The following is an 11,714-nucleotide window of genomic DNA, read 5'->3' on the forward strand; positions in this document are numbered from 1 at the left end:
GACACAGCTCGGGCCTTGGCGGCCCTCCCCGCGCGGGCCTTCACCCCCACCCTGAAGGGCGGAGCACTGGCCCGCATTCCGGTAGCTGTCGGCGATGACCGTAGGGAAGCCGTCCCGCCTCCTCACGACCAGCGGGCGCGCAGTCTGCCGCGAGACCTCACAGGCCAGATCCGTCATCGACCATGATGATCCGACGGTCGTCGACGCCTTCTGGGCCGGCTGCCGCCGACGAATGGAAGCAGCCGATCCGATCGAGAATCCGCGGTTGTCCCTACGGACGTACTGGTTCCTCGGAGACACCTCCAAGGCCGCCTTCGCCGCGATGATCGGCGACGACGTACGCCGTCTCGCGGCGGACGATCGCCTGCCGCGGCTAGCCCACGGTCCGCTGCACCGCCGCGCCCGCCACGTACTGGAAGACTCGGGCACGGTTCGCTGGGCCGACAAGCACGACATCTTCCGAGCCGCCGCGACTGTCGTTGAGCTACACCCGGCGGTGTTCCACGGTCTGCTGGCCGGTTACCACGCGGTCTACGGCGACCTTCAACCAGCGGAGGCGCTCACTCTGCTGGAGCACCTGCGCCTTCCGGCCGACGCCGCGGGCCTCGCCCAGCTACGGACAGTCTTACGCGAGGGCGCCAAGAACCACTACGACGACCCCGGCCTGTGGAACGCCCGGTAGCGCCTGCCAGTGCCCGGTCAGGTGGGTGGATCCAGCCGCTGCCTGTCCCGAAGTAGGGTCACCCGGTGATTGCCTACGACATCGCCGCCGGGCTGCCTTCCATTGACCGGCTGCGGCAGCGCTGCAAGGCGTTGGCCGTGCTTGAACGCATCATCGACGGCGGGGAAGCCTACAACGCCCATACCTCGAGCTGGGGCGCGGACGAGGCGGCGCTGATGAGCAACGGCAGCGGCGACGAGTGGGCCGTGGTGTTCACCGCCGACGGCGCGTTCATCCGGTCTTCGATCATGAGTCGGCGATGTCGCCCTACCGCGACCCGTACCACCGGGGCGTCAATTAAGCGTCGCGGCGGTGGAAAGTGAGGGCGGCGAGCGTTAGGGCGGAGAGCGTCCAAATGATCGTAGCGGCGGCGCCGCGAGACGGGTTGAGGGCGGCGGTGTCCGGCAGGTAGGCGGCGGCGATGCTGCCGGGCCGGGCCCGCAGCAGCGGGCCTGCGATGAAGTACATACCGAGCAGCAGAATCACGGCGGGCACGGCGCGACGGACGACGCCGGCGACTGCCGCCCCCAGCAGCGTGGTGAGTGTCAGGTACGCGGTTGCGGCCGGCATCCACGTGGCCCCATTGGCCGGCAGGGTGCTGGTTGCCGCTGTCGCAGCGGCCACCGGGAGCGTCACCGCACCCAGCGCGAGGGCCTTCACCGCTTGCAGTGGCAGGCGCCGGGGCATCGCGAGCAGCGTGGTGTGGATCTGGCCGCCATCCTGGTACTCGGACGCGGCCGCCAGCACGCCGAGCACCAGGAAGCCGGCCTGGGTGTAACCGAGCGGGGCCAGGGCGGCGGCGTCGCCGAGCGGCTCGCCGCGGGATTCAGCGGCTGCGTACGCGTATGTCAGCAGCAGGGTGGCGGTCCAGGTCAGCAGCGCGGTCAGGCGCAGCGATGGCAGCGTCAGCAGTTTGCGTAGTTCAGCGCGGGCGGTGTTCATACGTCCCGCCGATGGAACAGGACGGCGCCGACCGCGAGCAGCACGGCGACCCAGGCCGTCATCACCAGGCCGGCGGTCACCGGGGCGATCTCGACGGGGAAGTCCGTGCCACGGATGAACATTCGCGTGCCGACGATGTCCGGCAGGTAGGCGGCGAGGTCGGTGACCTTCGACAGCAGGAACGACACCGAGACGACGGTGCTGTTGATGATCAGCAGCGCCAGCGGCACTATGCCGTTGCGAGTTATCAGCGTGATCGCGTACGCCAGTAGTGCGGTCAGCGTCCAGTAGAGGATCGCGGCGGCGACACGCGCCGGGGCGGGTACCGGCGCGTGTTCGCCGTGCAGCACCTGCGTGAGGGTGAGTGTGGCAGCCGCGGTGACCGCCGCCTGCGCCGCGACGATCAGCACCAGCGCGGTGGTCTTCGCCAGGAGCAGACGTAGCCGGTCGGGAACGGCGGTGAGCGTCGCGGTGAGCTGGCGGGCGCCGGGGGCGTTCTGACTGGTGGACGTGTATTCGCTGCTCACCACGACCACGCCGAGGACCATCGGACCGATCAGGCCGATACCCAGGTCGCGTAGGCCAAGGTCGGACGTGTCAGTGAGGGTACCGGCGGTGATCGCGCGGCGGGTGTACGGTGCGTTCAGCAGAACGACCGCGGGTGCCATCAGCGTGCCCAGCACCAGGCCGACCCAGGCGGTGGGCAGGCCGAGCAGCTTGCGGAGTTCGGCGCGGACGAGGCTCACCACGGGCGATCCGCTTCGGCAGCGGTCAGCGCGAAGAAGGCGTCCTCGAGCGTGTGATGATCGCCGGTGACGTCAGCGAGTCTGCCTTGAATCACGATCCGGCCCTTGTCGATCACGATGACGTCGTCGGCGATCTCGGCCAGCTCGCCCATCAGGTGACTGGAGAGTAGGACGGTGCGGCCCTGCGCCGCACTGTCCCGGAGGAACGTGCGCATCCAGCGGATCCCGACCGGGTCGAGGCCGTTGACCGGTTCGTCCAGGACCAGCACCTCAGGGTCGCCGAGCAGCGCGGTGGCGAGTCCGAGCCGGCGGCTCATGCCGAGGGAGAAACGGCCGGCGCGCTTCCGCGCGTCGCCGGTCAGGCCCACGACCTCGAGGACCTCGTCGGCGCGGGAGTCCGGTAGGCCGTTGCTGGCGGCTACCCAGCGCAGGTGGGCGCGGGCCGTTCGGGCCCGGTGTGCGCCGCTGCCGTCGAGCAGCGCGCCGACCGTCGTGAGCGGACGGTCCAGTTTCCCGTACGGGCGCCCGCAGATCAGCGCGGTCCCGCTCTGCGGGCGGTCCAGGCCGAGCAGGATACGTAGAGTCGACGTCTTGCCGGCACCGTTCGGCCCGAGGAAGCCGGTAACCCGGCCGGGTCGGGCCTCGAAGGTAACGTCGTGCAGGATCAGCGTCCTGCTCTTGGTCTTGCTGACCCGATCGATCGTGATCATCAACCGAGTCAACCGGTTCTCCGGCCCTCGCACATCGGACCGTTCTCGGATCCCGACGGCCGGGTCGGTCCATGGACGGTCAGACCCTGGTCTGAGAACTACAGTCGTGGTGGTGAACGCCCATCCGCGCCCCGCCATGCGCTTCAGTGCCATGCCGGTGGTTGCCGCGGTGATCAGCGTGCTGGTGATGGTCATGTGTACGGTCGGCGCGCAGGGCCCGCTCGGGGTCGTACTGCCGCCGCTGATAGTCGGTACCGCTGTCGCGGCTGCGGTATGGGCGGTGCGGCGGTCACGCGCCGACCGAACCGCCTACGAGTCGCGGCTGACCGCCTGGGCCGCGTCCGAGGCGGTGCTCGCCGAGCGGTTGCGGATTGCCCACGACCTGCACGACATCGTCTCGCATGGCTTGGGTCTGATCACGGTCCGCGCGGCGGCCACCCGGCATCTGCCCAAGCCCGCCGATGTGGAGGCGGCGCTCACCGATATCGAGGACGCGAGCCGGCACGCGACAACCGAGCTACGCCGCATGCTCACGGTCCTGCGTGAGCCGTCGGCCGCCAGCGGCCGTGCGCCGGTGGACAACCTCGACGACTTGCCCGGCATCGTGCACGGCGCGTCGCTCGCAGGGCTTCGGACACGGCTGACGGTCGAGCCGCTCGGCCCCGTATCGCAGGGTGTACAGGTCGCCGTCTGCAAGACCGTGCGGGAGGCGCTCAGCAACGCCGCGCGGTACGCGGGACCGACGGAGGTGCGGGTGCGGGTGTATCGGGACGGAACATACCTTGTGGTCACGGTGGCGGACACCGGCCCGTCAGTCGACGGATGGCGGGCATCGCCGGGCGCCGGACACGGGCTGACCGGGTTACGGGAGCGGATCGGCAGTCTCGGCGGCACGTTGTCCGCAGACCACGTCGACGCGGGCTTTCGCGTCACCGCACGCATCCGGGACGAGGAGGCGTGAGCGGCATCCGAGTGCTGTTGGCGGACGACCAGGCGCTGCTCCGACACAGCCTCGCCATGATCATCAACAACGAGCCGGACTTGGCCGTCGTCGGCGAGGCCGGCGACGGCGCGCACGCCCTCGCGCGCGCTCGCACCACCCGCCCCGACGTCATCCTGATGGACGTCCGGATGCCGCACCTCGACGGCATCAAGGCCACCCGCCGCATCTGCACCGACCCGGCGCTGTCCACCACCCGCGTCCTGGTCCTGAGCATGTTCGAGCTCGACGAGTACGTCTACGACGCGCTGCGCGCGGGTGCGTCCGGTTTCCTGCTCAAGGACGCCCGCCCCGAGGAGCTGATCGAGGCAATCCGCCGCACCCACCATGGTGAATCGCTGTTCGCCCCGTCGATCCTCACCCGGCTCGTCGCGCACTACGTCGCCGCGCCCCGCCCGGACAGGCCAACGCCGACGCTGCGGCGGCTGACCGGCCGTGAGGTCGAGGTGCTGACATTGATCGGCGGCGGCCTGTCGAACGACGAGATCGCAATTGCCCTGACGATCTCGATAAAGACGGTGAAGACGCACATCACGCACCTGATGGCGAAGCTGGCCGTACGAGATCGGGCACAACTCGTGATCGCGGCGTTCGACGCGGGGCTGGTGCGGCCACGCCGCTGAGCCCGAACGTGGGGATGGACTCGTGCCGGTGTGATCCGAAACCTGAACGGCGTCAGAACCTGCCGCGCGACGACACCCGCACATCGGCTATATCCGATCGCCGGTTGGCCGGACAGGGCCGCCGCCATCCCTGGTAGCGGCGCAGGGTCGTGTCGGCGTACGGGGTTACTGGTCCACGCGGGTACGACTCTGGCTTTGCCTATGTCCGGAAATAGCCTACAGATGATCTTGCGCGCTCCCGGGCTGATTCTGCCGAGGTCATGGCTTCCGGCCGGCGCCACCCAGCACCGCCGCATTCTGGGGCGCATCCGGGGACCCGGCGTCCGGGCGCCACAGCGGGCAGGACACCACGCCGGGCTCCACGAGTTCCAGTCCTTCGAAGTAGCCGGCGATCTGGTCGGGGCTGCGCAGGTGGTAAGGGACGGCGCCGCTGGCGTTGTAGCCTCGGATGGCCTCCGCGTAAGCCTGGTCGGTGTCGGTGCCGTCTCTGACCACGAGGTAGCTGCCGGAGGGTACCGCGTCCATCAGCCTGGTCACGATCGACCGTGCCTCGTGGTAGTCGGCGACATGGGCCAGGATGCCCAGCAGCGTGATCGCGACGGGCTGGGTGAGGTCCAAGGTTCGCGCGGCGGCCGTGATGATCTTTTCTGGGTCGTGCACGTCGGCGTCGAGGTAGTCGGTGGCGCCCTCCCGGGTGCCGTTGAGCAGGGCGCGGGCGTGCACCAGTACCAGTGGGTCGTTGTCGACGTAGACGACGCGGGACTCCGGTGCGACCGCTTGGGCGACCTCGTGGGTGTTGTCGGCAGTCGGCAGGCCCGTGCCGATGTCGAGGAACTGGCGGATCCCGGCCTCGCCGGCCAGGTACCGCACGGTCCGTTGCAGGAACTGCCGGCCGATGAGAGCGAGGTCGACGATCTCGGGGAAGGTCGCCCGAAACCTGTCACCGGCGTCCCGGTCGGCGGCGAAGTTGTCCTTGCCGCCGAGCCAGTAGGTGAAGATCCGGGCCGAGTGCGGCACGTTGGTATCGATCCTCGCCGACGGCCCCGGACCAGGGGCGGACGAATCGTGTGTCACGGAGGGGCACCTTTTCGGGGTTGCGTTGAGCCGCTGAACGGGTTGCCTCGAAGCGTAGTAGGTCCGCGTTCAGGCTTGGCTGTCGCTCGACGATCAAGCGGCATCGTTACGTGGCCGGCGGCGGTTGTCCGCCGATGACGCTGGTCTACTCCAAGCGGGCGTATCGAGAAGGTGGCCCGATTCGGCGCGACTGACCCCTATCTGCTGCGCTGAAGGCGCTAGCAGTTCCTTCCCACAGCTGTCAGCGAAGTTGCTCGAACCAGTCGAGGACCTGGGGGACGGAGCGGATCGCGGACTCGCCGTGCTCAACCACCCCGACGTCGATCAGCGGTACGGTCGCCCCGTGCGCGCGCAACCGCGCCGCGTAGGTGATTTCGGAGTGCTGTGGCTGCACTGCGGGTAAAAATCGATTGTCGCTGGTGGTGCGCTCTGTGAGGTTGGGGGTGTGAGCGCCGACTCAGGCACCGTTCCGGTACCGGTTCGCCGCCTGGTTGACGCAGGTCTGGTGCGCCGGCTGGTGGCGATCCAGTTCCCGCAGTGGGCCGACCTGCCCGTTCGGCCTGTGCCGAGCGGCGGTTGGGACAATCAGACCTTCCGCTTGGGCGAGCGTTTGTCGGTACGGCTGCCCACCGCGCAGGAGTACGCCCTGGCAGTCGACAAGGAACACCGATGGCTGCCAGCACTCGCGCCACGGGTGCCGCTGCCGATACCCGCGCCCGTAGCGCGCGGTGTGCCCGCTGAGGGGTACGGCTTCGGCTGGTCGGTCTACGAGTGGATCGACGGGGAACCCGCCCGCATCGACAGCATCGGCGACCTGACCGGGTTCGCGGACGGTCTGGCCGCGTTCCTCGTCGCGCTGCGCCGCGCCGATCCGACCGGAGGGCCGCAGCCGGGACTGCACAACTGGTTTCGCGGCGGGCCGCTGCGCATCTACGACTCTCAGGTCCGCCGGGCGGTCGAGGTACTGGACCGCCGGATACCCCGCGACATCGTCACCGAGATCTGGCGGTCGGCGCTGGGGGCGGTCTGGGACGGCCGACCAGTGTGGTTCCACGGCGACGTTGCCCCAGGCAACCTCCTGATCCGTGACGGCGTGCTCGCCGCCGTCATCGACTTCGGCACCTGCGGTGTTGGCGACCCGGCGTGCGATGTGGCGATCGCCTGGACGCTGCTGTCCGGCCCGAGCCGTGAGGCCTTCCGCGCCCGGCTCGATGTCGACCCGGCAACCTGGGCCCGTGGGCGGGCCTGGGCGCTGTGGAAGGCGCTGATCGTCTACGCCGGCGCACTCCAGGGCGACCGGGCCGTGGCCGCAGAGGCCAACCGCGTCATCGACGAAATCGTCTCGGAGTACGCGACGCCGCCCGGGCGGTGACCCGAGCGCCTGGCACCGGTACTCCCGCCGCCCCGCACCGAAGCGGTGTTGAACCACCACCTCCCGCCGACCGTTCCAAGGTCAGGTGCTCTTCTTCGTTCCTGACCGAACGCCGAGACACTCGGTGCCGCCGTACCACCCGCTCATCGGCATTCCCGATCTGGACCGACACCGGAAGAGATCGCGGAGCGTGACGACTCGGGCTCCTTGTGGCACGCACCGACGGCGGCAGAGATCCGGATGGTGGTCGTACTCGGGCCAGAAGCCAGGCGTGGTCGGGTCAGCCCGCTCGTCCGGACGAGATGCGTACGTCGCGGCGTGCTGCTGTCGTGTCGTTCAGTCGCGTCGGCCTCGATGGCGTCGAAACCGTGCGAGGTCGCCGTCTTGCTGGTGTTGGGGCCGTTGCTGTCATTCGGTAAAGGCAAGGCCATGCTCGGCGAGCGCGGCGGCCAGGATGCCGACCGCCTTCGGCCCGACCCCGTGCAGGGCCAGTAGATCGCGGCGGCTGTAGGCGCTCACTTGGGCAAGCGTCGTGATGCCGGCTTCGAGTAGAGCGCTGTTGGCTGGTCGCCCGATCGGTGGCACGTCGCCGATTTGCGCGGGCACATGGCGCGTACTCACGCGATCACGATAACCGGCCGCGCCGCCGATCCGCGAACCCGGACCACACCTCAGTTGACGCTCGAACGCGCCGCCCAACGGCTGTCACACCCCGACGGCGGCAGATCCGTGCACCAACGCCGCCTGAGCGGCGCAGGCGCGGAGCGGTCCGGCGCGGCTTCGTAGCCTCCGCACCTCAGGCCACGCCGTAGAGCCGATTGAGGTCGAGTAGGTGATGGCCTACGACCGAGCGGCCGATCACGTCGAGCACGAGCACCAGAAACACGTTGGGTGTCTCGGATCGCACGAGGACGTGCTCGTAGACGCTCTCAGGCATCCTCCAGGCGTAGGGCACCGCTCCCGCCGAAAAGTCGTGACCGCCGAAGTCCTCCGGTGGAATGGCCTCGAAGTATGGCCAGAAGTCGAACGGCGGCTCCTCGTCCGGGTCGACCTTGATCGGATGTGGCGCCATCGTGGCTTTGTAGTCGTCTTCGGTGAGCTTCGGCATCCGACCAGGATGGCAAGCCAGGGCCGCTGACGCGGTCGGGTAAGCAAGGCACCCACCGGCTGCGGCCCTTGGCCTGGCGTCCGGGCTCGAACCAACCGCCGTCACCTGGTTGCGGAAACTCAACCGCCGCAGGACCCGGCGTACCATCCGCGGCATGACAGCGTGCTGACGTGGGTCAGGTCGGCGAACCGTGGGTCGGCAACCTGACACTTCCTCGTGAACTGGAGCCGAGAACCGCGCATCTCAACTCGGGACAGCCACTCTTCACGAACGGAAGGACCTGTATGCGTACCAAGTCCCTGTTGGGCATCGTCCTTGCTCTTGCCGCCACTGCCGCGTGTACCTCGACGGAACGACGTCCGGGAGTTGCGGCGCCCGCCGGTTCACCTGCGCCGATCGGCAGCGGCACCGCTTCCGCCGTACCGTCGGCAGCGCTGGCGGAACCGACCGCACGAGCCACGCCGTCTGCGCCAGTTGGGGCGACCACGGGGGCGTCCCGGGGTGGCGAGCAGAGCGAGATCCGCAAGACCGACTGGCCCAATGTCGCCGTGAAAGGGTTGACGTTCTGCGGTGAGGCGGACGATGTCGTACGGTTCCGCGACGGTTCGAACGGCCTCGACATCCCCTGCCGGATGCTCCCAGGTGGGGCACGGCCGGTCTATGGGGAGTTCCTCGTCGAAGAACCCGCGAACGCGCCGGCCCGGGGGGATGCGCTCGTGCTCGTCGAACTCGGCAACCCCGATGCCGCAAGGCAGCAGGCACTCGTCCCGATCCAGATCGGATTCGACGGGAAGACCCGGGAGGCGTGGCCCGTCATCAAGGGCGACCCTTCCAGCGCGGCCGGAGACAAGGTGATGACGTTCACCTCGTACCGGATCGAGAGGCAGACGGTCGTGACCACCGTCAAGCGGTTGGACGGTAAGACGGAGACCCGGCGGTACCGGCTAGCCGGCATGCACGGCCCATGGGAACGATTCTGATCAGCCGCTCTGCGGTGGCGTCGCCGCCAAGGATGGCCGGTCAGGCGCCGAACGGGGGATCACGGTCCCGGAACCGGTGGCTTGCGGCACGAGCGAGTTCTTCACGCGCAGGCTGTCCAGGATCTGGTCGGTCCGTTCGATCTGGTCCACCTGCTTGATCTGGATGTATACGCCATAGCCGTTATCCGCCGGAGTCAGAAGAACCTCGCTGAACGAGATCGACGTACCGTGGCAACCGGCCCATGCCCGTACCCAGCCCGTCAGGCCGCCAACGGCAACCGGACGTGCCGGGTGCGGGGTGCATCCGTTGTGGGCCGGCAGCGCCGGAGCTGCCTGCCCCGCACCGAGCGACCTGCTGGCGCCGGCGAAGACGCCGGGTACCCCGCTGCCTGGGTCCGGCCACGCGCTGAGATCCGGTCCGACCAGGAGACCGGGCGCCTGGCCCGGCGCGAGGCGTACCGTCCCCGGATTCCAGCCGGCGTCCTTCAGCTGCTTCGCCCAGCCGGCGGGCACCGCGATCGAGAGCATGCTCGAGGCGTCGCTCACCCGTACCCAACCAGGAGCGAAAGCTCCTGCCGGGCCGGCAGAACCGGACAGGGCAAGCGTGGCTGCGACGATCGTGACCGCGCCTGCCGGCACCCGGAGGGCCCGTCGACGCCACCGGTGAGCCCTGACCTGATCTCGCGCCCGTGCTATGTCGACGGTCTTGTCGAGCGCTTCGGCGAAGGCCGCGGCGGAGGCCCAACGCCGGTGCGGATCGCGATGGAGCGCCCGAAGTACGACCTCGTCGACGTACGTCGGTATGCCGGGCCTGAGTTTCGACGGCCGGAGTGCCGGCCGGGAGGGGACGGATCCAACGAGGCCGTGTTCCGCAGTGCCGGGAGCCCTGCCGGTGAGCATGTGGTAGGTCAGCGCCCCGATCGCGTACACGTCAGCCCGGACATCGAGGCCACCGCCGGGACGGGCCTGCTCGGGCGCCATGTAGCCGGGTGTTCCGGCCACGACCGTGAAGCCCGACGCGTGCGCGATGGCCTTGGCCAAGCCGAGGTCAGCCACCAGCACCCGCTCTTCGTCGGCGGCTCGGTCGAACAGCACGTTCGACGGCTTCAGGTCTCGGTGCAGGACGCCGATTTCGTGCAGCACGGCAACGCTCCGTGCGATGTCAGCCCCGGTTCGCAACGCATGCGGGACCAGCATCGGCCCAGCGGCGAGCCGATCAGCCAACGTGCCGCCGGCCGCGTACGTCATGACGAAGTACGGCCGCCCGTCGGGCAACTCGCCGATGTCCAGTACCCGCACGAGCCGTTCCGAGTCGGCGCGACGCATGATCCGCGCCTCCTGCCCGAACCGAGCCCGGATGTCGGCCTGGTGGGCCCAGTTGTCGGCCAGCACCTTGATCGCCACGGAGGACTCCAGTGCGTCGTCCTCGGCGAGCCAGACCGTGGCGAAGGCACCGGAACCCAGGCGCCTCGTGACACGGTAACGGCCGATCTTGTGCGGCATTGAAACAATCTATCCCGTGTCCGCTGCTGATCCGGCGTGACTACATAGCGCATAGGCGACACACAGCCGCGATCGGGGGCCACGAATGAAGGACGATCCGCAGACTGAAGATCTTGCCCGCCGCGCGGCGGTCGGTGACAGCAAGGCGCTCGATGCGCTGCTGGCCCGGATCAGCTCCCATGTGCTCCAGCAATGTATCCGCATCCTGCCGTGCCGACAGGACGCGGAGGAGGCGTGCCAGGATGCGTTGTTGCAGGTGGCGCGCAAGATCACCAGCTTTGAGGGGCGCTCTCGGTTCTCCACCTGGCTGTACGTCGTCACGGCGAACTGCGCACGTCAGACCTACCGCTCGCTTCGTCGGCGGGCGGCTGAACAGGCCGGCTCGCTACCGCTTGTCGAGGTCGCGGATCCGCGGCGAACGAGTGTCATCGCCGGCTCGCGGCTGGACCTACTCGACGCGCTGGAACGGCTGGAGGCGCACCGTCCCGAGTTGGTCGCTCCGCTGGTTCTCCGGGATCTCTGCCAGCTCGACTACCACGACATCGCCGAGCAGTTGAAGATTCCCATCGGCACATTGAAGTCCCGGATCCACCACGCGCGTAAGCACGTCCGTAGCTCATTGCAGTGAACCTTTTTCAACCTCCCCTTGCGGTTCGTCGGACCGCGAGGTCGGACGCGGTGTGTGAGCGCCGCGCGGTTCAGGTTGAAAAAGGTTCAGTCTGGGTGACCGGAGTGATCGGTTGAATGGCTGTACCACGAAGTCAATCTCGCTCTTCACCCGACTACCGCCGACGCGCATAGTGGCTCGATAACGCGTGGACACAGGCAGGGCGCTCTGACGGACGTTGCTGAGCCGCCGTCCCGTGCTGGCCCGGGGCCGCCTTCACCCGCCGTCCGGCCTCGCAACCGTTGGAACGAGCAAGCGGGTAGCGCTG

The 11,714-nt window shown here is 68.8% G+C and carries 15 protein-coding genes; 7 read left to right on the forward strand and 8 right to left on the reverse strand.

The window, feature by feature from the left end:
• The first annotated feature begins 94 nt into the window (after positions 1 to 94).
• Both Pma05_RS38630 and Pma05_RS38635 read left to right on the forward strand, forming a co-directional pair.
• A complete protein-coding gene (locus tag Pma05_RS38630) occupies positions 95 to 682 on the forward strand; it encodes a hypothetical protein (protein WP_203862501.1) in 588 nt (195 codons plus the stop codon).
• Positions 683 to 747: 65 nt separating this feature from the next.
• A complete protein-coding gene (locus tag Pma05_RS38635) occupies positions 748 to 1,044 on the forward strand; it encodes a hypothetical protein (RefSeq protein ID WP_239314057.1) in 297 nt (98 codons plus the stop codon).
• On the opposite strand, the gene Pma05_RS38640 is transcribed toward Pma05_RS38635, so the two are convergent.
• The 3 genes from Pma05_RS38640 to Pma05_RS38650 are packed head-to-tail and all read right to left on the reverse strand — an operon-like array spanning position 1,019 to position 3,119.
• Positions 1,019 to 1,663, reverse strand: a complete 645-nt coding sequence (locus tag Pma05_RS38640) for a hypothetical protein (RefSeq protein WP_203862502.1) — start codon at positions 1,661 to 1,663, stop codon at positions 1,019 to 1,021. The genes Pma05_RS38635 and Pma05_RS38640 overlap by 26 nt on opposite strands.
• Entirely contained in the window at positions 1,660 to 2,409 is a 750-nt protein-coding gene (locus Pma05_RS38645; protein ID WP_203862503.1) for a hypothetical protein, read from the reverse strand. The genes Pma05_RS38640 and Pma05_RS38645 overlap by 4 nt, the downstream gene beginning before the upstream one ends.
• Positions 2,406 to 3,119, reverse strand: coding sequence for an ABC transporter ATP-binding protein (locus Pma05_RS38650; RefSeq protein ID WP_203862504.1), 714 nt, complete (start codon positions 3,117 to 3,119; stop codon positions 2,406 to 2,408). The genes Pma05_RS38645 and Pma05_RS38650 overlap by 4 nt, the downstream gene beginning before the upstream one ends.
• Positions 3,120 to 3,231: 112 nt before the next feature.
• Between Pma05_RS38650 and Pma05_RS43165 the strand changes: the two genes are divergently transcribed.
• Positions 3,232 to 4,080, forward strand: coding sequence for a sensor histidine kinase (locus Pma05_RS43165; protein WP_239314059.1), 849 nt, complete (start codon positions 3,232 to 3,234; stop codon positions 4,078 to 4,080).
• Positions 4,077 to 4,742 (forward strand): response regulator transcription factor, encoded by a 666-nt coding sequence (locus Pma05_RS38655; protein ID WP_275414817.1) that lies wholly within the window; start codon positions 4,077 to 4,079, stop codon positions 4,740 to 4,742. Before Pma05_RS43165 ends, Pma05_RS38655 begins: the two co-directional genes overlap by 4 nt.
• Before the next feature lie 258 nt (positions 4,743 to 5,000).
• Here Pma05_RS38655 and Pma05_RS38660 read toward each other — a convergent pair whose 3' ends face one another.
• Together Pma05_RS38660 and Pma05_RS38665 are read right to left on the reverse strand one after the other, a co-directional pair.
• Positions 5,001 to 5,816, reverse strand: a complete 816-nt coding sequence (locus Pma05_RS38660; protein WP_203862506.1) for an SAM-dependent methyltransferase — start codon at positions 5,814 to 5,816, stop codon at positions 5,001 to 5,003.
• 241 nt (positions 5,817 to 6,057) lie between these two features.
• Entirely contained in the window at positions 6,058 to 6,210 is a 153-nt protein-coding gene (locus tag Pma05_RS38665; RefSeq protein WP_203862507.1) for a hypothetical protein, read from the reverse strand.
• A 51-nt stretch (positions 6,211 to 6,261) separates the two neighbouring features.
• Here Pma05_RS38665 and Pma05_RS38670 point away from each other — a divergent pair, with 51 nt between their 5' ends.
• The gene (locus tag Pma05_RS38670; RefSeq protein WP_203862508.1) at positions 6,262 to 7,188 is read left to right on the forward strand and encodes an aminoglycoside phosphotransferase family protein; all 927 of its coding nucleotides are present in this window, start codon (positions 6,262 to 6,264) and stop codon (positions 7,186 to 7,188) included.
• A 408-nt stretch (positions 7,189 to 7,596) separates the two neighbouring features.
• Here the strand turns inward: Pma05_RS38670 and Pma05_RS38675 are convergent, their stop codons facing one another.
• Together Pma05_RS38675 and Pma05_RS38680 are read right to left on the reverse strand one after the other, a co-directional pair.
• Positions 7,597 to 7,809 (reverse strand): helix-hairpin-helix domain-containing protein, encoded by a 213-nt coding sequence (locus Pma05_RS38675; protein WP_239314061.1) that lies wholly within the window; start codon positions 7,807 to 7,809, stop codon positions 7,597 to 7,599.
• A gap of 175 nt (positions 7,810 to 7,984) precedes the next feature.
• The gene (locus Pma05_RS38680) at positions 7,985 to 8,296 is read right to left on the reverse strand and encodes a hypothetical protein (protein WP_203862509.1); all 312 of its coding nucleotides are present in this window, start codon (positions 8,294 to 8,296) and stop codon (positions 7,985 to 7,987) included.
• 284 nt (positions 8,297 to 8,580) lie between these two features.
• Between Pma05_RS38680 and Pma05_RS38685 the strand changes: the two genes are divergently transcribed.
• On the forward strand, positions 8,581 to 9,276 hold the full coding sequence (locus Pma05_RS38685) for a hypothetical protein (RefSeq protein WP_203862510.1): 696 nt from the start codon (positions 8,581 to 8,583) through the stop codon (positions 9,274 to 9,276).
• Here the strand turns inward: Pma05_RS38685 and Pma05_RS38690 are convergent, their stop codons facing one another.
• Positions 9,277 to 10,779 (reverse strand): serine/threonine-protein kinase, encoded by a 1,503-nt coding sequence (locus tag Pma05_RS38690; RefSeq protein WP_203862511.1) that lies wholly within the window; start codon positions 10,777 to 10,779, stop codon positions 9,277 to 9,279.
• 85 nt (positions 10,780 to 10,864) lie between these two features.
• Between Pma05_RS38690 and Pma05_RS38695 the strand changes: the two genes are divergently transcribed.
• The gene (locus Pma05_RS38695; RefSeq protein ID WP_203862512.1) at positions 10,865 to 11,407 is read left to right on the forward strand and encodes an RNA polymerase sigma factor; all 543 of its coding nucleotides are present in this window, start codon (positions 10,865 to 10,867) and stop codon (positions 11,405 to 11,407) included.
• The last annotated feature ends 307 nt before the right edge of the window (positions 11,408 to 11,714 follow it).

The organism is Plantactinospora mayteni (assembly GCF_016862935.1).
GTDB lineage: Bacteria > Actinomycetota > Actinomycetes > Mycobacteriales > Micromonosporaceae > Plantactinospora > Plantactinospora mayteni.

Excerpts from the sequence above, each read along its gene's own strand:
- Pma05_RS38640 (WP_203862502.1), bottom strand. The coding sequence starts at position 1,663 with ATGAACACCGCCCGCGCTGAACTACGCAAACTGCTGACGCTGCCATCG.
- Pma05_RS38690 (WP_203862511.1), bottom strand. The coding sequence starts at position 10,779 with ATGCCGCACAAGATCGGCCGTTACCGTGTCACGAGGCGCCTGGGTTCC.
- Pma05_RS38630 (WP_203862501.1), top strand. The coding sequence starts at position 95 with ATGACCGTAGGGAAGCCGTCCCGCCTCCTCACGACCAGCGGGCGCGCA.
- Pma05_RS38685 (WP_203862510.1), top strand. The coding sequence starts at position 8,581 with ATGCGTACCAAGTCCCTGTTGGGCATCGTCCTTGCTCTTGCCGCCACT.
- Pma05_RS38680 (WP_203862509.1), bottom strand. The coding sequence starts at position 8,296 with ATGCCGAAGCTCACCGAAGACGACTACAAAGCCACGATGGCGCCACAT.
- Pma05_RS38650 (WP_203862504.1), bottom strand. The coding sequence starts at position 3,119 with ATGATCACGATCGATCGGGTCAGCAAGACCAAGAGCAGGACGCTGATC.
- Pma05_RS38695 (WP_203862512.1), top strand. The coding sequence starts at position 10,865 with ATGAAGGACGATCCGCAGACTGAAGATCTTGCCCGCCGCGCGGCGGTC.